This is a genomic window from Variovorax sp. KK3, assembly GCF_001984055.1.
Lineage (GTDB): Bacteria > Pseudomonadota > Gammaproteobacteria > Burkholderiales > Burkholderiaceae_C > Variovorax.
The window spans coordinates 46,808-64,362 of record NZ_LYVO01000023.1 but is presented as its reverse complement, the minus strand read 5'-3'; the positions used below and the strand labels follow the sequence as shown (position 1 = coordinate 64,362).

The 17,555-nt window shown below is 67.8% G+C and carries 16 protein-coding genes; 4 read left to right on the top strand and 12 right to left on the bottom strand.

Features of this window, described 5'->3' with window-relative positions:
* Positions 1 to 34: 34 nt before the first annotated feature.
* The 9 genes from B0W80_RS13530 to B0W80_RS13490 form a co-directional block, all read right to left on the bottom strand.
* A complete protein-coding gene (locus tag B0W80_RS13530; RefSeq protein ID WP_076999664.1) occupies positions 35 to 1,234 on the bottom strand; it encodes a hypothetical protein in 1,200 nt (399 codons plus the stop codon).
* A 214-nt stretch (positions 1,235 to 1,448) separates the two neighbouring features.
* Positions 1,449 to 2,906, bottom strand: coding sequence for an NHL repeat-containing protein (locus B0W80_RS13525; protein WP_179106910.1), 1,458 nt, complete (start codon positions 2,904 to 2,906; stop codon positions 1,449 to 1,451).
* A gap of 204 nt (positions 2,907 to 3,110) precedes the next feature.
* Complete coding sequence (locus tag B0W80_RS13520; RefSeq protein WP_076999663.1) at positions 3,111 to 4,358, bottom strand: phenylacetate--CoA ligase family protein; 1,248 nt, start codon at positions 4,356 to 4,358, stop codon at positions 3,111 to 3,113.
* Complete coding sequence (locus B0W80_RS13515; protein ID WP_076999662.1) at positions 4,355 to 5,167, bottom strand: ABC transporter ATP-binding protein; 813 nt, start codon at positions 5,165 to 5,167, stop codon at positions 4,355 to 4,357. The genes B0W80_RS13520 and B0W80_RS13515 overlap by 4 nt, the downstream gene beginning before the upstream one ends.
* Positions 5,168 to 5,251: 84 nt before the next feature.
* Positions 5,252 to 6,568 (bottom strand): ABC transporter substrate-binding protein, encoded by a 1,317-nt coding sequence (locus B0W80_RS13510; protein ID WP_076999661.1) that lies wholly within the window; start codon positions 6,566 to 6,568, stop codon positions 5,252 to 5,254.
* A gap of 55 nt (positions 6,569 to 6,623) precedes the next feature.
* The gene (locus B0W80_RS13505) at positions 6,624 to 7,688 is read right to left on the bottom strand and encodes a branched-chain amino acid ABC transporter permease (RefSeq protein WP_076999660.1); all 1,065 of its coding nucleotides are present in this window, start codon (positions 7,686 to 7,688) and stop codon (positions 6,624 to 6,626) included.
* 17 nt (positions 7,689 to 7,705) lie between these two features.
* Positions 7,706 to 8,635 carry a branched-chain amino acid ABC transporter permease gene (locus B0W80_RS13500; RefSeq protein ID WP_076999659.1) on the bottom strand — a complete coding sequence of 310 codons (930 nt, stop codon included), beginning with the start codon at positions 8,633 to 8,635 and terminating at the stop codon, positions 7,706 to 7,708.
* Positions 8,636 to 8,639: 4 nt separating this feature from the next.
* The gene (locus B0W80_RS13495) at positions 8,640 to 9,455 is read right to left on the bottom strand and encodes an ABC transporter ATP-binding protein (protein WP_076999691.1); all 816 of its coding nucleotides are present in this window, start codon (positions 9,453 to 9,455) and stop codon (positions 8,640 to 8,642) included.
* A gap of 26 nt (positions 9,456 to 9,481) precedes the next feature.
* Positions 9,482 to 11,440, bottom strand: coding sequence for a long-chain fatty acid--CoA ligase (locus B0W80_RS13490; RefSeq protein ID WP_076999658.1), 1,959 nt, complete (start codon positions 11,438 to 11,440; stop codon positions 9,482 to 9,484).
* Positions 11,441 to 11,524: 84 nt separating this feature from the next.
* Here B0W80_RS13490 and B0W80_RS13485 point away from each other — a divergent pair, with 84 nt between their 5' ends.
* Positions 11,525 to 12,259 carry a Crp/Fnr family transcriptional regulator gene (locus B0W80_RS13485; RefSeq protein ID WP_076999657.1) on the top strand — a complete coding sequence of 245 codons (735 nt, stop codon included), beginning with the start codon at positions 11,525 to 11,527 and terminating at the stop codon, positions 12,257 to 12,259.
* A gap of 10 nt (positions 12,260 to 12,269) precedes the next feature.
* Here the strand turns inward: B0W80_RS13485 and B0W80_RS13480 are convergent, their stop codons facing one another.
* The gene (locus B0W80_RS13480) at positions 12,270 to 12,911 is read right to left on the bottom strand and encodes an SOS response-associated peptidase family protein (protein WP_076999656.1); all 642 of its coding nucleotides are present in this window, start codon (positions 12,909 to 12,911) and stop codon (positions 12,270 to 12,272) included.
* A 100-nt stretch (positions 12,912 to 13,011) separates the two neighbouring features.
* Here B0W80_RS13480 and B0W80_RS13475 point away from each other — a divergent pair, with 100 nt between their 5' ends.
* The gene (locus tag B0W80_RS13475) at positions 13,012 to 13,776 is read left to right on the top strand and encodes an SDR family NAD(P)-dependent oxidoreductase (protein WP_076999655.1); all 765 of its coding nucleotides are present in this window, start codon (positions 13,012 to 13,014) and stop codon (positions 13,774 to 13,776) included.
* Positions 13,777 to 13,887: 111 nt separating this feature from the next.
* Here the strand turns inward: B0W80_RS13475 and B0W80_RS13470 are convergent, their stop codons facing one another.
* Together B0W80_RS13470 and B0W80_RS13465 are read right to left on the bottom strand one after the other, a co-directional pair.
* Positions 13,888 to 14,850, bottom strand: coding sequence for a tripartite tricarboxylate transporter substrate binding protein (locus B0W80_RS13470; RefSeq protein WP_076999654.1), 963 nt, complete (start codon positions 14,848 to 14,850; stop codon positions 13,888 to 13,890).
* 179 nt (positions 14,851 to 15,029) lie between these two features.
* Positions 15,030 to 15,236, bottom strand: coding sequence for a hypothetical protein (locus B0W80_RS13465; protein ID WP_076999653.1), 207 nt, complete (start codon positions 15,234 to 15,236; stop codon positions 15,030 to 15,032).
* A gap of 413 nt (positions 15,237 to 15,649) precedes the next feature.
* On the opposite strand from B0W80_RS13465, the gene kdpF reads away from it, so the two are divergent.
* Positions 15,650 to 15,748, top strand: coding sequence for a K(+)-transporting ATPase subunit F (gene kdpF, locus B0W80_RS13460; protein WP_076999652.1), 99 nt, complete (start codon positions 15,650 to 15,652; stop codon positions 15,746 to 15,748).
* Position 15,749: 1 nt separating this feature from the next.
* On the top strand, positions 15,750 to 17,552 hold the full coding sequence (gene kdpA / locus B0W80_RS13455; protein ID WP_076999651.1) for a potassium-transporting ATPase subunit KdpA: 1,803 nt from the start codon (positions 15,750 to 15,752) through the stop codon (positions 17,550 to 17,552).
* Positions 17,553 to 17,555 lie beyond the last annotated feature (3 nt).

Here is a 17,555-nt window from a genome sequence, read left to right as displayed (position 1 = left end):
GGTGGGTGCGGCGGCCTTTTTCGGGATTCGGGCTTTAGCGCTCGCGGGTCGAGTTCCAGTTGTAGACCGGGCCAGGGCCGCGCGTGACCGGCGGGCCTGCATCGTCGTCGGCGGTGGCCACGGGCGAGCGCGTCCGGTAGGCGGGCTGCGGCGCGGGGCCCGCTGCGAGCGGCGGGCCGCCATCGGCCGCGACCGCGCCGCCGGGCGAGTTGTAGTTGTAGACCGGGCCGGGGCCGGGCGCGACCGGTGGGCCGCCGTCGCCACGCGCATAGGCCGCGGTGCGGGGCGGGGCGACCACGGGTGCGGAGTTGTTGCGGCTGATGGCCGGGCCGGGGTCGTCGCGGGTCCAGCCCGGCGGGCGAATCCACGACATGGTGGGTGCGGCCGAGTTCGGGGCCACGTCATCGTCATCGGCGGTGCGCGCTGCGGCGCGCGGTTGCTGTCGCTCGGCGCGGCCCGCTTCGCTGCGCCGGCGTTCGCTCGTCGGCGCGGCCGATGCGGTGCGGGTGCCAGGCGCTGCTGCTGGCGGTGCAGAGGGTGCGGCGGGTGCGGTTGCTGCTGCTGCGGCGGCGGCGCGCGTCGATGCGGCTGCCGGGGCCCCCGTGTTCGGGGGCGGCTCGGTCCTCGCCTCAGTACGCGCCGACGCAGGAGGCGAGGCGCGCTTGGCGGTGGTCGCAGAATTCGGCGCGGCCAGTGCCAGTGCGTCCGCTGCGCCTAGTGGCGCCGGCGATTCCGCCTTGCTCGGTGCAGCAGCGCTCCGCGTCGATTCCTCGGGCGTCGCCAGGTCCCGCGCTTCTTCCGGCGTCGGCTTGCGTTCTTCCGTCGACAGTGCGGCCGTCACGTCGTTGACCAAAGCGGGCGAGTCGACGCCGCGCGTCACGTACACATACCAGCCGATGAAGACCACGCCCATCGCCACGCCGACCATTCCCAGTCGCAGCCAGAACGCCGGCGTTTCGGCCGGCAGCAGCGCGAGCGGATCGTCGCGACGCCAGGCGCTTCCGCTGCGTGTCGAATGGCTTGCGCTTCGCGCCCCGCGCGGATCGGGTTCGTCCGTTGGGCCGATGGCGCTGAACGCTCCGAAGGCTGGCGCCAGCGGCGCAGGGCTGCTCGGGGTGGCGCCGAGCGCCGCAGGCCCACTCGGCGCGAAGCCGGGCAAGCGACCCGCGCAACCGATGCAGAACTTCGCGTTCTCCCGGTTGCTGCTGCCGCAGGCCGCACAAATGACGGGCATGACGAGATTCCTCCGTGGATGGCCTGGAGGTGATCTCCAGGCGGACTGACACAAACGTACTCACTCTCCACGGGAAGTGGTGCGTGTCTGTCAGTCATCTCCTACGGCTGGGTTCGGACGCGGGCGATCCGGCGGTCTTTACATGGCCGGCGTACGCATGTCCTGAAGCCATCGGCTGGGCGCGGTGGGCGACCGATCGCTGCGTGCCGGTGCCTCAACGCCGCGCTGCGAGCTTGCGGATCGTGTGGCCAAAGTAATCGGCGACGTAGACGTGGCCAGCCGCGTCGACCGCAATGCCCATCGGCGTGTTGTGCCGAGCATCCTTGCCGGCACCGTCGACGGTGCCTGGGCCCGCCAGCGCAGAGCCGGACACCGTGGTGACCGCGCCGTCGGGCGAAATCTTGCGCACCGTGTGGTTGTTGGTGTCCGCCACGAAGACGTTGCCCGCGCGATCTGCGGCGACGCTCGACGGAAAGAAGAAGGAGGCGTCTGCACCGCGCCCGTCCGCCGAGCCCGAGCCGGTTCGTGACCCGGCCAAGGTGCTGACGACGGCTGCCGGAGTGACCTTGCGGATCAAACTGAAATCGTGGTCGGCAAGGTAAAGGTTGCCGCTCGCGTCGATCGACATGCCCATCAGCGCACTGAACGACGCGTTGAAATGGGTGCCATCGGTCGCGCCGTAGACCGAGCCGGCGAGGGTGCTGACCACGCCCCCCGGCGTGATCTTGAGCACGAGACTTCTGCGGAAATCCGCCGCGTAGAGGTTGCCCTGCGCATCGAGCGCGAGGCCGTACGGCTCGATGGACGCCGGCCCGCCGGCGTCGTCCAGCAACGCCAGCGTGGTGACGTCACCGGCCGGGGTGATCTTGCGGATGGCATGGTTTCCCTGGTCTCCCACATACACGTTGTCGGCGGCGTCTACCGCGACGCTGACCGGGGAGCTGAAGGAGGCGCTGGCGCCTCGTCCGTTTTGAAAGCCCGGGCTCGTCGAACCTGCGAAGGTGGTGACGGTGCCATCGGGCCCGATCTTGCGGATGGCATGGCCGAAGTATTCGGCGACGTAGACGTTGCCTTGCGAATCGGTCGCCACGCCGATCGGACCGTTGAAGGACGCCTTGTTGCCGACGCCGTTCACCGAAGTCCCGCCCATCAGCGGATCGCCCGCCAGCGTGGTGACGCCGACTGGCGCGGCCGTGCAATTCACGCTCACGTCGACGATGGCCTGGGCCGCGATCGTCCCGCTGGCATTGCCGAGCGTGCAGTTTTGCCAAAGCGGTTGTGTGCCGATCGTCACCGAGTAAGTGGTGCCGGATGCCAGCGCCGTGGCGAATCGGAACGAGCCCGCCGTGGTGACCGTCAGCGCATCGGCGCCGTTGTTCAGCAGGACGATCGACTCTCCGCCAGCCAGCCCGCTCAGGGTGCCTCCGACTGCGTGCAGCTTGAGCGGCGGCGCTTCGTCTGATTTGGGAGATGCGGCATCGGACGGTGCGGGTTGGGGCGATTCGGTCGGCCCCGGCGATGCAGATTCCGGTGTCTGCGTGGGTGCGGAGGCGGATGCCGGCGCTCCGATTGCGGCAAAGGTGCCGAATCCATTGCCACCACCACCACCGCCGCAGGCGGAGAGAAGCATCGTGCAAAAGGCTGCGGCGAGCAGCCAAGGTCTCTGGGTCATGTCGAACAGGTCTCGTGAAGTCGGCGCCTGGCGTTCGCAGCGGCGAACTGCACGCATTCAGGCGGCGCGGAGCGAATGCGCGCCGGAGTCTAGGCAGACTTCTCAGGACCAAATCTGATGATTTGTCGCGCACCGAAGTGGCGACCGATGTGCGCGTGAGCAAGCGCACATCCCGCGGGCGAGACGCTTCGGCTAGCGCTTCGGCTAGCGGTAGCTGCGCGCGTCCTCGATGACCTTGCCGTCGTTCGGCAGGCTGCCCGGCGCGACCAGTTCGACGTCGCCGCGCAGCTTGGTGTGCTCGCGAATCGCATCGGCCACCCGCTCGGCCAGGCCTTCGGGGCGATCGGCGCATTCGAGCTTGAGCGTCATGCGGTCGTCGCCCATCTCGCCCGCGACGACGAGCCGCGCGCGCTGCACTTCGGGAAATCGCTTGGCAATGCTCGCCACCTGGCCCGGATGCACGAACATGCCGCGCACCTTGGTGGTCTGGTCGGCGCGGCCGAGCCAGCCCTTGATGCGCGCGTTGGTGCGGCCGGTGGGGCAGCGGCCCGGCAGCACGGCCGACAGGTCGCCGGTGCCGAAGCGGATCAGCGGGTAGTCGGGGTTGAGCGTGGTCACGACGATCTCGCCGACCTCGCCCTCGGGCACCGGGTCGCCGGTGCCGGGGCGCACGATCTCGACGATCACGCCTTCGTCGAGCACCAGGCCTTCGCGTGCCGAGGTTTCATAAGCGATCAGGCCCAGGTCGGCGGTGGCGTAGCACTGCGTGCCCGTCACGCCGCGCTCGGCGATCCAGTCGCGCAGGCTGGGCGGGAAGGCCTCGCCCGACACCAGCGCCTTGGTCAGCGAGGGCAGGGCGACGTTCCGTTCGGCGGCCTTCTCCAGGATGATCTTCAAAAAGCTCGGCGTGCCTGCGTAGCCGGCGGGCTTCAGGTCCACGATCGCATCGACCTGCTGCTCGGTCTGGCCGGTGCCGCCGGCGAACACGGTGCAGCCCAATGCGCGCGCGCCGCTTTCCATGATCGAACCGGCCGGTGTCATGTGGTAGCTGAAGCAGTTGTGCACCAGCTCGCCGCTGCGGAAGCCCGCCGCGTGCAGGGCACGTGCGGTGCGCCAGTAGTCGCGCGCCTCGCCCTCGGGCTCGTAGATGGTGCCGGGGCTCGCGAACACGCGAAGCATGCGCGGGCCGAAGCGGATGGCCGAGAAACCGCCGAAGGGGTCGCTCGCGCGGCCGGCCTGCTGCAGTTCCAGAAGCTCGGATTTGCGCGTCACCGGCAAGCGGGCCAGCGCCTCGCGGCTCGTGACGTCGGCAGGCTTCACGCCGTCGAGGATCTTCGCGAAGGCCGGCGCAGCGGTCTGCGCCTGCATGATCTGCTTGGGCAGCGCGGCCAGCAAGTCCCGCTCGCGTTCTGCGGGGTCGCGTGTTTCGAGCGGGTCGTAGAAGTCGCTCATGCCAACCACCGCTTTCTGCGCTTGTAGCTTTTGACGTCACGGAAGCTCTTGCGGTCCGCGCCGCCTACGCCCAGGTAGAACTCTTTCACGTCCTCGTTCTCGCGCAGGCTCTTCGCCTCGCCGTCCATCACGATGCGGCCGTTCTCGAGGATGTAGCCGTAGTCGGCGTAGCGCAGCGCCATGTTGGTGTTCTGTTCGGCCAGCAGGAAGGTGACCTTCTCCTTTTCGTTGAGGTCCTTCACGATGCCGAACACCTCGTCGACGATCTGCGGCGCCAGGCCCATCGACGGTTCGTCGAGCAGCACCATGCTCGGGTTGGCCATCAGCGCGCGGCCGATGGCGCACATCTGCTGTTCGCCGCCCGAGGTGTAGGCGGCCTGCGAGCCGCGCCGCGTCTTCAGGCGGGGGAAGTAGGCGTAGACCTTTTCCAGCGTCTGCGCCACCGCGGCCTTGCCGTCGGTGCGCGTGTAGGCGCCGGTCATCAGGTTGTCTTCGATCGTGAGGTGGGCGAAGCAGTGGCGGCCTTCCATCACCTGGATGAGCCCGCGCTTCACCAGCTCGGCCGGCGACAGCGCCTCGATGCGCTCGCCGCGCAGCTCGATGGTGCCCTTGGTCACCGCGCCGCGCTCGCCGGCCAGCAGGTTCGACACCGCGCGCAGCGTCGTGGTCTTGCCCGCGCCGTTGCCGCCCAGCAGCGCGACGATGCCGCCTTCGGGCACCGTGAGCGACACGCCCTTGAGCACCAGGATCACGTGGTTGTAGATGACCTCGATGCCGTTGACGTCGAGGAGGGTGTTGGCTTGACTCATGGAGTGGTCTCGGTCATTCGCAAGCGCAGCGCGCACTGCGCGCGGGGCGCTTGCGAATGGCGGCTCTTGCGAGCCGCCGATTCGTCATGCGGCACAGTCAGAGGCTTCGCGCTTGGTGAGTTTCTTTTCGCCCGCGTACTTGTCACCGGCCTGCTTCACCATCGGCTTGATGATCTGCTCGTCGGCTTGGTACCAGTCGGACATGCCGCCCCACTTGGCGCCGTCCCAGGTGTGCACGCGCGCCCAGGTCGAGCCCATGTGGTCCTGGCACGAGGTGCTGATCGGCCGCAGCACGCCAGAGAAGCCCAGCGAGTCCAGCTTCTTCTGGTCGAGCGCCAGGTTCTCCAGGCCCCAGCGCACCTGCTCGCCGGTCATGACCTTGCCCTTGCCGAAGCGCTCCTGCGCACGGCGCACGGCTTCGACGCCGAGCATCTGGATGATCAGGCCGCGCGTGTAGAGCACCGAGCCGACTTCGTCGCGCGGGCCGGTGCCCTGGTTCTTGTCGTGCACGTTCTTCAGGATGTCCTGGATCACCTTCGGCTGCGTGCCCGAGGTGTTGAGCGCCAGCGCGTTGTAGCCCTTGGCCGAGGCGCCCACGTCCTTCACGTCGGGCTCGGCGCCGGCCCACCACACGCCGTACATCTTCTCGCGCGGGTAGCCGGTGGCCACGGCTTCCTTGAGGGCGGTGGAGTTCATCACGCCCCAGCCCCACAGCAGCACGTAGTCGGGCCGCTGCTGGCGCACCTGCAGCCAGGCCGACTTCTGCTCGATGCCGGGCGCGGCCACTGGGATGAGCGACAGCTCGAAGCCGTTCATCTTGGCGCGCTCCTGCAGCAGCGGAATCGGCTCCTTGCCGAAGGGCGAGTCGTGGTAGACCAGCGTGATCTTCTTGCCCTTGAGCTTGTCGGCACCGCCTTCCTTCTTGGCGATGTGCTGGATCAGGATGTCGGCCGCGGTCCAGTAGCTGCCCATGAGCGGGAAGTTCCACTTGAACACGCTGCCGTCTTGCGAGGCCGAGAGGCCATAGCCCAGCGTGATCAGCGGGATCTTGTCGACGGGTGCCTTGTCGGTCAGCGCGAAGGTGATGCCGGTGGCCTGCGGATCGAAGAGCGTCGCGTCCTTGTTCTTGAGCCGCTCGTAGCATTCGACGCCCTTGTCGGTGGCGTAGCCGGTTTCGCATTCTTCGTACGAGATCTTCACGCCGTTGATGCCGCCGGTCGCGTTGATCAGCTTGATGTAGTCCTGCTTGCCGTTGGCCCACGGCGTGCCGTTGGGCGCATAGGGGCCCGTGCGGTAGACCAGCAGCGGGAAGAACTGCTCCTTGGCCTGCGCGAAGGCCGGCGCCGTGCCGGCCAGCGCCGAGATGGCAGCGACGGCGAGTGCGAGTGATTTCAGCTTCATGCGTGTCTCCTGTTGTTGAAGGTGCCGGTTGAATCGATGCGGGATGAACGAGAAATCAATGCGGGAAAGGCCAGAGGCGCAGCTTCTCTTTGGCGGTCGACCAGAGCCGCGCAAGGCCGTGCGGCTCCACGATCAGGAAGAAGACGATCAGTGCGCCGAAGATCATGAACTCGAGGTGCGATGCCAGCGCGGTCGACATCGACACGCCGAACCAGCCCGGGATCTGGTTGAGCAGAATGGGCAGCAGCACGATGAAGGCCGCACCGAAGAAGCTGCCCATGATCGAGCCCAGCCCGCCGATGATCACCATGAAGAGCAGCTGGAACGACCGGTCGATGTTGAAGGCCGCCGGCTCCCAGGTGCTCAGGTGCACGAAGCCCCACAGCGCACCCGCCACGCCGACGATGAACGAACTGACCGCGAAGGCCGTGAGCTTGGCGTAGACGGGGCGGATGCCGATCACCGCGGCCGCCACGTCCATGTCGCGCATCGCCATCCATTCGCGGCCGATGGCGCTGCGCACCAGGTTCTTGGCCAGCATCGCGAAGACGACCAGCAGCGCCAGGCACAGCAGGTATTTCTGCGTCGCCGTCTCCACCGGCAGGCCGAAGATGTTGAGGCCCGCCACGCTGACCGAGCCGGAGGCCGAGTTGTTGGTGAGCCAGTTGATGCGCAGGAAAGCCCAATCCAGGAAGAACTGCGCCGCCAGCGTCGCCACCGCCAGGTACAGCCCCTTGATGCGCAGGCTGGGTATGCCGAAGAACACACCCACCACCGTGGCACACAGCCCGCCCAGCAGCAGCGACACGAGCAGCGGCATGCCGTCGATGCGCACGTGGAAGTTGTAGGCCGCATAGGCGCCCACCGCCATGAAGGCACCGGTGCCCAGCGAAATCTGCCCGCAGTAGCCCACCAGGATGTTCAGGCCCAGCGCGGCGAGCGACAGGATCAGGAAGGGAATCAGGATCGCGCGGAAAAAATACTCCGACGCGAACATCGGCACCACCGCGAAGGCGAAGGCCAGCAGCGCCAGCATCAGCACGCGGTCTTGCAGGATCGGAAAGACCTGCTGGTCGGCGCGGTAGGTCGACTTGAACTGGCCGTTTTCTCTGTAGAGCATGGTGATTCGATGCCTGCCTAGACGCGATCGATGATCTTCTCGCCGAAGAGGCCCTGCGGCCGCACGAGAAGGAAGACGAGGGCCAGCACGTAGGCAAACCAGATCTCGATGCCACCGCCCAGCATCGGGCCCAGGTAGATCTCGGAAAGCTTCTCGCCCACGCCGATCAACAACCCGCCGATGATCGCGCCCGGCACCGAGGTCAGCCCGCCGAGGATGACCACCGGCAGCGCCTTCAGCGCCACCAGCGACAGCGAGAACTGCACGCCGAGCTTCGATCCCCAGATGATCCCGGCCACCAGCGCCGCGAAGCCCGCCACCGACCACACGATGACCCAGATGCGGTTGAGCGGAATGCCGATCGACTGCGCGGCCTGGTGGTCGTCGGCCACCGCGCGCAGCGCGCGGCCCGTGGCCGTCTTCTGGAAGAACAGCGCCAGCACCGCGACCAGCGCGGCAGCCACGCCGGCGGCGATCAGGTCTTCCTGGCTCAGCAGCAGGCCGCCCTGGAAGGTGCCTTCCATCACCATCAGCGGCTCCTTGGGCATGCCGACGTCGATCTTGTAGATGTCGTTGCCGAAGAGCGTCTGGCCCAGGCCGTCGAGAAAGTAGGCGATGCCCAGCGTGGCCATCAGCAGCGTGATGCCTTCCTGGTTGACCAGCTTGCTGAGCGCCAGCCGCTCGATGAGCCAGGCCACCACGATCATGATGGCCATGGCGACGACGAAGGCCAGCACGTTGGCCAGCACCAGGCTTTCGAAGCCGAGCCAGCGTGGCAGCCATTCGGCAAAGCGCGCCATCGCGAGCGCCGCGAACAGCACCATCGCACCCTGCGCGAAGTTGAAGACGCCCGAGGCCTTGTAGATCAGCACGAAGCCGATCGCGATCAGCGAATACAGCATGCCGACCATGAGGCCGCCGAAGAGGGTTTCGAGAAAAAAGCCCATGGTGTCAATGCTCCGTGCCGAGGTACGCCCGAATCACGTCTTCGTTGCTCCGTACCTCATCGGGCGTGCCGTCCCCGATCTTCTTGCCGTAGTCCAGCACCACCACGCGATCGGAGATATCCATCACCACCCCCATGTCGTGCTCGATCAGCACGATGGTGGTGCCGAACTCGTCGTTCACGTCGAGGATGAAGCGGCTCATGTCCTGCTTCTCTTCGACGTTCATGCCGGCCATCGGCTCGTCGAGCAGCAGCACCTGCGGCTCCATCGCGAGCGCGCGGCCCAGGTCCACGCGCTTCTGCAGGCCATAGGGCAGACGGCCCACCGGCGTCTTGCGGTACAGCTGGATCTCGAGAAAGTCGATGATGCGTTCGACGAACTCGCGCTGCGCCAGCTCTTCGCGCTCGGCCGGACCGAAGCGGAAGGCCTGCGCGAGCAGGCCGCTCTTCATCTTGAGGTTGCGGCCCGTCATGATGTTGTCGAGCACGCTCATGCCCTTGAACAGCGCCAGGTTCTGGAAGGTGCGGGCCACGCCCATCTCGGCCACCTGGCGCGAGTTCATGTGCTTGAAGGTCTTGCCGCGGAAGGTGATGGAGCCCTGCTGCGGCTGGTACACGCCGTTGATGCAGTTGAGCATCGAGCTCTTGCCCGCGCCGTTGGGGCCGATGATGGCGCGCACCTCGTGCTCGCGCACGTCGAAGCTGATGTCGGTCAGCGCCTTCACGCCGCCGAAGGACAGCGAGATGTTCTTCACGTCGAGGATCACGTCGCCGGTGCGGCGGCCGCGGGCCGTGCCTGCACCCGTGGCGCCGGCCAGCATCGCGGCCTCGGTGATGTTCTGCGCGTTCATGCGGCGGCCTTCATCGGTGGGAAGCGCTTGGCCTCGACGATCTTCAGCGTGGCGCTGACCATGCCGGTGCGTCCGTCCTCGAACTTGACCTGCGTCTCGATGTACTGTTCGGCCTTGCCGCCGTAGAGCGCATCGACCAGCACGCGGTACTTCTCGGCGATGAAGCCGCGCCGCACCTTGCGTGTGCGGGTCAGCTCGTCGTCATCGGGGTCGAGTTCCTTGTGCAGTACCAGGAAGCGGGCGATCTGCGTGTCGCCCATGCCTTCTTCGCTCGCCAGGTCGGCATTGACCTTGGCCACGCATTCGGCGATGAGCTCCAGCACCTCGGGCTTGCCGGCCAGGTCCACGTAGCCGCCGTAGGGCAGGCCGCGCCGCTCGGCCCAGTTGCCCACGGCCTCGTAGTCGATGTTGATGGCGGCGCAGACCTCCTGGCGGCCGTGGCCGAAGCACACGGCTTCCTTGATCTGCGGAAAGAACTTGAGCTTGTTCTCGATGTAGTTGGGCGCGAACATCGCGCCGCCCGAGAGCTTGCCCACGTCCTTGGCGCGGTCGATGATGCGCAGGTGCCCCTCGGCATCGATCACGCCGGCGTCGCCGGTGTGGAAGTAACCCTCGGCATCGAGCACCTCGGCCGTGGCGTCGGGCCGCTTGTAGTACTCCTTGAGCACCGACACGCCGCGCACCAGCACTTCGCCGTCGGGCGCGATGCGCAGCTCGATGCCGGGCGCCGCGCTGCCCACCGTCTGCAGCTTGACCTTGCCGTCCTGCTGCAGGCACACGTAGGCGCAGGTCTCGGTCTGGCCGTAGAACTGCTTGAGGTTGACGCCGATCGAGCGGTAGAAGCGAAACAGGTCGGGCCCGATCGCCGCGCCCGCGGTGTAGGCCACGCGGATGCGGCTCATGCCGAGCACGTTGCGCAGCGGCCCGTAGATCACGAGGTCGCCCACCTTGTAGAGCAGGCGATCGCCCAGGCCCACCTGCTGGCCGTTGAGGATGTCGGCGCCCACGCGCTGCGCGAGCGCCATGAACTTCGCGTACAGCCAGCGCTTGGGCGCGGCCGCGTCTTCCATGCGAATCGACACGGCGGTGAGCAGCCCTTCGAAAGTGCGTGGCGGGCCGAAGTAGTAGCTGGGCCCGATCTCGCGCATGTCGTTCATCACGGTGGCCGACGACTCGGGGCAGTTGAGCGTGAAGCCGCCCACCAGCCACTGCGCCACCGAGAACAGGTGGTCGCCGACCCAGGCCATGGGCAGGTAGCTCATGATGTTGTCGCCGGGGCCCAGCTTGTCGGTGTCGACGCCGCCGCGGCCCGCCGCGATGAAGCTCGCATGCGTCTGGCACACGCCCTTGGGCCGGCCGGTGGTGCCCGAGGTGTAGAGGATCACGCCCACGTCGCCGGGCTCGACCGCGTTCGCGCTTTGCTCGAAGAAGCCCTTGTGCGCTGCGTCATAGGCTCGGCCGAGTTCGCGCAGCTGCTCGTAGCCGATCAGGCCCGGCTGGTCGTAGTGGCGCAGGCCGCGCGGGTCGTCGTACACGATGTGGCGCAGGCCCTGCTTGCCTTGCGCGGCCAGCAGCTCGCGGCATTCGAGCAGCTTGTCGACCTGCTCCTGGTCTTCGGCGATCACGAAGTCGATGGCGGCGTCTTCGAGCATGAAGACCATCTCCGCCGCCACCGCGTCTTGGTAGAGCGGCACCGGCACGCCGCGCAGGCTTTGCGCCGCCACCACCGCCATGTACAGGTGCGGCCGGTTGGCGCCGACGATCGCGAGGTTGTGGCCGGGCGCGAAGCCCAGGCTCGCAAGCCCGCAGGCGATCTCACGCACCTCGCGGGCCACGGCCGACCAGGTCCAGGTCTGCCAGATGCCCAGGTCCTTTTCACGCACGGCCGGCGCGTCGGGCTGGCTCTGCGCATGGGCCAGCAGCAGGCGGGGGAAGGTGTTGGCGTTGCTTTGCACGATGGGCGGACTGTAGAACCGCGCTTGTCGTCGACTTGTCGTTTGAACGACAATCCTAGGGACACTACTCCCCGGAGTTTCCCGATGATTCCCGGCGCGAACACCGGCACTTCTTCGTTGCGCGACCGCGTGCGGCCGGCCACCGCGGAAGAGGTGCACAACATCCCGTGGATGCACACGCTCACGCCCACCGAGCGGCGCCGTGCGGAGGCCGCGGTGGTGGTAGGCGACGCCGAACCCGGCGACCTGGTCTGCCGCATCGGCCGCTCGCCGACCTACTGGTTCGGCGTGGTCGAGGGCCTGCTCAAGATGAGCAACGACAACGCCGACGGCACCTCGATGACCTACAGCGGCCTGCCGCCCGGCGGCTGGTTCGGCGAGGGCACGGCGCTCAAGCGCGAGCCCTACCGCTACAACATCCAGGCCCTGCGCCGCAGCGTGGTCGCTGGGTTGCCGGTGGACGACTTCCACTGGCTGCTGGACCATTCGATCGGCTTCAACCGCTTCGTGATGAACCAGCTCAACGAGCGGCTCGCGCAGTTCATCGCGGCACGCGAGGCCGACCGGCTCAACGACCCCGATGCCCGGGTGGCGCGCAACCTGGCGGCGCTGTTCAACCCGGTGCTGTTTCCCGGCGTGGGCGAACTGCTGCGCATCACGCAGCAGGAGCTGGCCTACCTGATCGGGCTTTCGCGCCAGCGCGTCAACGAGGCGCTGCAGACGCTGCAGACGCAGGGCGCGATCCGTGTCGAATACGGCGGCCTGCGCGTGCTCGACCTCGCGGCGTTGCGCGAGGGCGGCTCGGGCCGCGCGCAGTGAGCGGGGTCGTTCAGGCGCGTTGGGGCAGCGGGATGTCGGGGTCGCGCACCAACGTGCGGCGCACCAGTTTGTCGAGCGCGTAGGGCCGCAGGTAGGCGGCCGTTTCCTCGACGGGGCAATGCAGCCAGTCGTCGACCCAGGCCTCGCGCAGGAAGACCACGCGGCGGTGCGTCGGCGATTCGACGGCCGGCAGCGTGATCAGCGCGAAGCTTTCCACGCATTCGCCGTCGGGTGCGCGCCAGCCGTTCCACAGGCCCGCCATCGCCAGCGGCTGGCCGTCGGCACGCTCGACGCGGACCATCTTGTCGTCGGCGTCGCCGCGGCGGTACAAGGCATCGGCCAGCACCACGCAGCGGTGCCCGCGCTTCCAGGGCTGGTAGAAGTTGCGCTCGCTCGCGGCCGTCTCGCCGCGGGCTTCGAAGGTGTGCGGGTACTCGCGTTCCTTGGAGAACAGCGGAATCAAGCCCCAGCGGCCCTGCGCGGCTTCGAAGCGGGCCGTGACCGCGGCACCTTCGCGGTCGCCGCGCGGGCGGCGGATGAAGGTGCCCAGCCCGCCCGGGCGAATCACCGGGTGCTGCTGCGCGGGGCTGTCCAGTCCGAAGCCCCGGAGGAAGTGGCGCCCCTCGCGTGTGGGCTCGTATTGAATGGGCATCGGCGGACTTTAAGAAGGCACCGCGCGTTTCGTCAATGCGCCGATAGGATCGGGCCTGCACGGCACATCGCCGCCGCTGCAGCTTTTCACGAGATCACGCATGAATTCGACACAACTCACCATCATCACGGGCGCTTCTCGCGGCCTGGGCCGCGCCATGGCCGAGCAGCTGCTCGCGCGGCCCGGACAGCGCCTGCTGTGCATTTCACGTCGGGCCGACGACGCGCTCGCCGCGCGTGCCGGCGAAACCGGCGCGGAGCTCGAGCAATGGCAACAGGACCTGGCCGACCCGGTGCCCGTGGCCACGCGCCTGGCCGCATGGCTGCGTGGCCTGGACGGTAGAACTTTCGACAGCGTCACGCTGATCAACAACGCCGGCACCGTGGGCCGCACGCGGCCGCTGGCGCAGGCCGAGGCGGACGAGCTGGCGCAGGCGCTGCGCGTCGGCCTGGAGGCGCCGCTGCTGCTGACCTCCGCCTTCCTCGCCGCCACCCGCGGCTGGCGCGGCGCGCGCAAGGTGCTCAACATCTCGTCGGGCCTGGGCCGCAACGCGATGGCCAGCCAGGCGCCTTACTGCGCGGCCAAGGCCGGCATGGACCATTTCTCGCGCGCGGTGGCGCTGGAGGAAGAGGCGCTGGGCACCGGCGCGAAGATCGTTTCGCTCGCACCAGGCGTGATCGACACCGACATGCAGGTGCAACTGCGCGGCGCCGAGTCCGAGATGTTCCCGGATCGCGCGCGATTCGAGGGCCTCAAGGCGCAGGGCAAGCTCGACAGCCCCGAGACGGCCGCGGAGAAGGTGCTGGCCTACCTCGCGCGGGCGGACTTCGGCAGCAAGCCCGTGGCGGACGTCAGAGAACAGTAGCTTGTTGTCGACTCTTTACCAGTAACACCGCGGAACCGGCTTTGCCGGGCCGCTGGTGTTGCCCCCTGCAAGGAGGTTGGCGGTCCACACGAAGTGGGGGAGCCTGGGGGTTTACTCAATTACGGCGCCCGAAGCCTTCACGATGTCCTTCCACTTCAGGTAGTCGGTCTTCAGCAGCGTGCCGAACTGCTCGGGCGTCATGCTCTGCGGCTCGGCACCCTGCGCGATGATCGCGGCCTTCATCTCGGGCGTGGCCAGCAGCTTGTTCACTTCGGCGTTCACCGCCGTGACGATTTCCTTGGGCGTGCCGGCCGGTGCGAAGAGGCCGTACCACGTGCTCACGTCGAAGTCCTTGTAGCCCAGCTCGGCCACGGTCGGGATCTCGGGCAGCGAGCTGCTGCGCTTGGCCGAGGTCACGGCCAGCGCGCGCAGCTTGCCCGACTTGATCTGGCCCATGGCCGAGGGCAGCGACGACACCATCAGGTCGACGTTGCCGGCCAGCACGTCCATCATGGCCGGGTTCGAGCCCTTGTACGGCACGTGGCGCATCTTGATCTTGGCGGCGCCGTTGAAGATCTCGCCGGCCAGGTGGATGGTGGTGCCGTTGCCGGGCGAGCCGTAGGTCACCGTGTCGGGCGCGGCGCGGGCGGCGTCGACCACGTCCTTCAGCGTCTTGAACTTCGATTCGGTGCGCGTGACGATCACCACCGGCGTGTAGGCCACGTGGGCGATCGCCGTCAGGTCCTTGGTGGGCTCGTAGCTCAGGTTCTTGTAGAGCCAGGGCGCGACGACCATGTTGTCCTTCTGCCCCATCACGATGTCGTAGCCGGTGGGCGTGGCGCGCGCCGCCTCGGCGATGCCGATGGTGCCGCCCGCGCCCGCGCGGTTGTCGGGCACCACGGTCCACTTGCTGACCTCGGTGAGCTTGGTCGCGACCAGCCGCGACAGGATGTCGGTGCCGCCGCCGGGCGGGAAGGGCACGATCAGACGAACGGGCTTGGCGGGATATGGCTGGGCCTGCACGGCCACGGCGGCCAGTGCCAGGACCGAGGCGGTCAGCAGCTTGCGGATCATGGGTTGTCTCTCTGGGTTCGGGCGCAGCGGGAGGCTGCGGGATGCGGCCGGCAGTGTGCCGGATGTGAGAGCGCAAAGCCTACACGAATCGCGATGGGCGGCCTGCCTAAGGGCGAAGGCGGCCGGCTGGACTCCGCGTCCCAGGACGCAAGCGAGGCCGTTGCAGACGGCCGGCCGGCTCAATGCACCGTCGGCGGCCCGCTGCGCGCGTCCTGCCGGCGCTGCAGCGCGGCGATGCCCGCCATCATGGCGGCGCCGTAGGTGGGCATCGGGCCTTCGGCGGCGTCGATGGGGCGGCAGTCGTTGCCGTCCTGCTTTTGCAGGACCCAGTAGAAGTGGCCGTCAATCGGCTCGTCGACGACCAGTGCGATAGCGTCATTGCTCATTCTTGTTCCTCGTGTTGCAGTGATTGCGCCGTTTGTACGCAGCCCCAGAACGAACGAAAAGCGAGGAATTCACAAAGCGCCGCGCACCCCGCCACAAAGGCGTGTGGACCGTGTGCAAATGCACGGCACGGATGGAACCGGTTGGAAGCGACGAGTTTTCGACGCAGGTCACACTGGCCTCGATGCGCGAGCGAGCGCCGCATTTACGCTTTCTTTACGGCTCCGCCCCGACTCTCTTCCCCATCTTTACGTGCGCCTCGCGAGACTCGTCCGCACATGGCTTGCATGCAGGAGAGAAAGATGGACTTCGTATGGATCGCCGCCATCGCGGCGTTGTGGGTCGTCATGGCCGAGACGGTGTTCGGGCTCGCGAAGCTCGATGCACCGAAGCAGGAACGCACCGGAGAAGCCAAGTGATCGGCCTCGACGTGCTCTATGGATTCGCCGGCTTGCTGGCGGTGATCCTGTTCGCGTACCTCGTGTTCGCGCTGATCTGCGCCGAGGAGTTCTGACGTGAACGCCTCGGCATGGACCCTGCTGGGTCTTTTTCTCGCGGCGCTGCTGCTGCTCGCATGGCCACTGGGCCGGTGGCTGGCTGCGCTGTGCGAAGGTCGCCTGCCGCGCTGGATGCAGCGCGCCGAGCGGCCCCTCTACCGGTTGGCCGGCGTCGAGGAAGAACGCTCGATGCACTGGCGCAGCTACGCGCTCGCGCTGCTGGCCTTCAATGCGATCGGTGCGCTGGTCGTCTACGGCCTGCAGCGGTTGCAGCACCTGTTGCCGCTCAACCCCGCCGGCATGGCGGCTGTGTCGCCCGACTCGGCCTTCAACACCGCGGTGAGCTTCGTCGCCAACACCAACTGGCAGGGCTACGCGGGCGAGACGACGATGAGCTACCTCACGCAGATGCTCGGCCTGTCGGTGCAGAACTTTCTCTCGGCCGCCACCGGCATCGCGGTCGCTTTCGCACTGGCGCGTGGCTTCGCATCGCGCCACGGCGACGGCCGCGGACTGGTCGGCAACTTCTGGGTGGACGTCACGCGCATCACGGCCTGGCTGCTGGTGCCGCTGTCCTTCGTGATCGCGCTGTTGCTGGTGGGGCAGGGCGTGATCCAGAACTTCGACACCTACAAGACGGTGAACACCATCGAAGCCACGGCCTACCAGAACCCGAAGCTCGACGCGCAGGGCCAGCCCCTGAAAGACGCCGCCGGCAACGCGCTGACGGAAGACGCACGCACCACCACGCAGACCCTGGCCATGGGCCCGGTCGCCTCGCAGGAGGCGATCAAGATGCTGGGCACCAACGGCGGCGGCTTCTTCAACGCCAACTCGGCGCACCCGTACGAGAACCCCACGGCGCTCGCCAACTTCGTGCAGATGCTCGCCATCTTCCTGATCCCGGCCGCGCTGTGCTTCGCCTTCGGCCGGGTGGTGGGCGACCGGCGCCAGGGCATCGCGATCCTGGCCGCGATGACGGTGATGTTCGTGCTCGCGGTGGTCGCCGTCACGCCGGCCGAGCAGGCCGGCAACCCCTTGCTGCCGCCCTTGGGCGTGGACCAGGCTGCGAGCGCCATGCAGGCGGGCGGCAACATGGAAGGCAAGGAAACGCGCTTCGGCATCGGCGCTTCCGCGCTGTTCGCGGCCGTCACCACCGCCGCGTCGTGCGGCGCGGTCAATGCCATGCACGACTCCTTCACGCCGCTGGGCGGCATGGTGCCGCTGGTGCTCATGCAACTGGGCGAGGTGGTGTTCGGCGGCGTCGGCACCGGGCTCTACGGCATGCTGGTGTTCGCGGTGCTGGCGGTGTTCATCGCCGGGCTCATGATCGGACGCACGCCCGAGTACCTGGGCAAGAAGATCGAGATCCGCGAGATGAAGCTCACCTCGATCGCGATCCTGGTGACGCCCATCGTCGTGCTGGCCGGCACCGCGCTGGCGGTGGCCACCGGCGCCGGCCGCGCCGGCATCGCCAACCCGGGCGCGCACGGCTTCTCCGAAATCCTGTACGCGCTGACCTCGGCCGGCAACAACAACGGCAGCGCCTTCGCGGGCCTGTCGGCCAACACGCCCTTCTACAACGCCCTGCTCGGCGTGGCGATGTGGATCGGCCGCTTCGGCGTGATCGTGCCGGTGCTCGCCATCGCGGGTTCGCTGGCCGCCAAGAAGCGCCTGCCGGTCACGCCCGGCACCCTGCCCACGCACGGCCCGCTGTTCGTGGTGCTGCTGATCGGCACCGTGCTGCTGGTCGGCTTGCTCAACTACGTGCCGGCGCTGGCCCTGGGCCCCGTCGTCGAGCACCTGATGCTCTGGAAGTGAGGC

Coding starts and splice junctions, on each gene's coding strand:
- B0W80_RS13470 (WP_076999654.1), bottom strand. CDS start 14,850: ATGATCCGCAAGCTGCTGACCGCCTCGGTCCTGGCACTGGCCGCCGTG.
- B0W80_RS13510 (WP_076999661.1), bottom strand. CDS start 6,568: ATGAAGCTGAAATCACTCGCACTCGCCGTCGCTGCCATCTCGGCGCTG.
- B0W80_RS13465 (WP_076999653.1), bottom strand. CDS start 15,236: ATGAGCAATGACGCTATCGCACTGGTCGTCGACGAGCCGATTGACGGC.
- B0W80_RS13520 (WP_076999663.1), bottom strand. CDS start 4,358: ATGAGCGACTTCTACGACCCGCTCGAAACACGCGACCCCGCAGAACGC.
- B0W80_RS13525 (WP_179106910.1), bottom strand. CDS start 2,906: ATGACCCAGAGACCTTGGCTGCTCGCCGCAGCCTTTTGCACGATGCTT.
- B0W80_RS13480 (WP_076999656.1), bottom strand. CDS start 12,911: ATGCCCATTCAATACGAGCCCACACGCGAGGGGCGCCACTTCCTCCGG.
- B0W80_RS13530 (WP_076999664.1), bottom strand. CDS start 1,234: ATGCCCGTCATTTGTGCGGCCTGCGGCAGCAGCAACCGGGAGAACGCG.
- B0W80_RS13500 (WP_076999659.1), bottom strand. CDS start 8,635: ATGGGCTTTTTTCTCGAAACCCTCTTCGGCGGCCTCATGGTCGGCATG.
- B0W80_RS13475 (WP_076999655.1), top strand. CDS start 13,012: ATGAATTCGACACAACTCACCATCATCACGGGCGCTTCTCGCGGCCTG.
- B0W80_RS13495 (WP_076999691.1), bottom strand. CDS start 9,455: ATGCTGGCCGGCGCCACGGGTGCAGGCACGGCCCGCGGCCGCCGCACC.
- B0W80_RS13485 (WP_076999657.1), top strand. CDS start 11,525: ATGATTCCCGGCGCGAACACCGGCACTTCTTCGTTGCGCGACCGCGTG.
- B0W80_RS13505 (WP_076999660.1), bottom strand. CDS start 7,688: ATGCTCTACAGAGAAAACGGCCAGTTCAAGTCGACCTACCGCGCCGAC.
- B0W80_RS13515 (WP_076999662.1), bottom strand. CDS start 5,167: ATGAGTCAAGCCAACACCCTCCTCGACGTCAACGGCATCGAGGTCATC.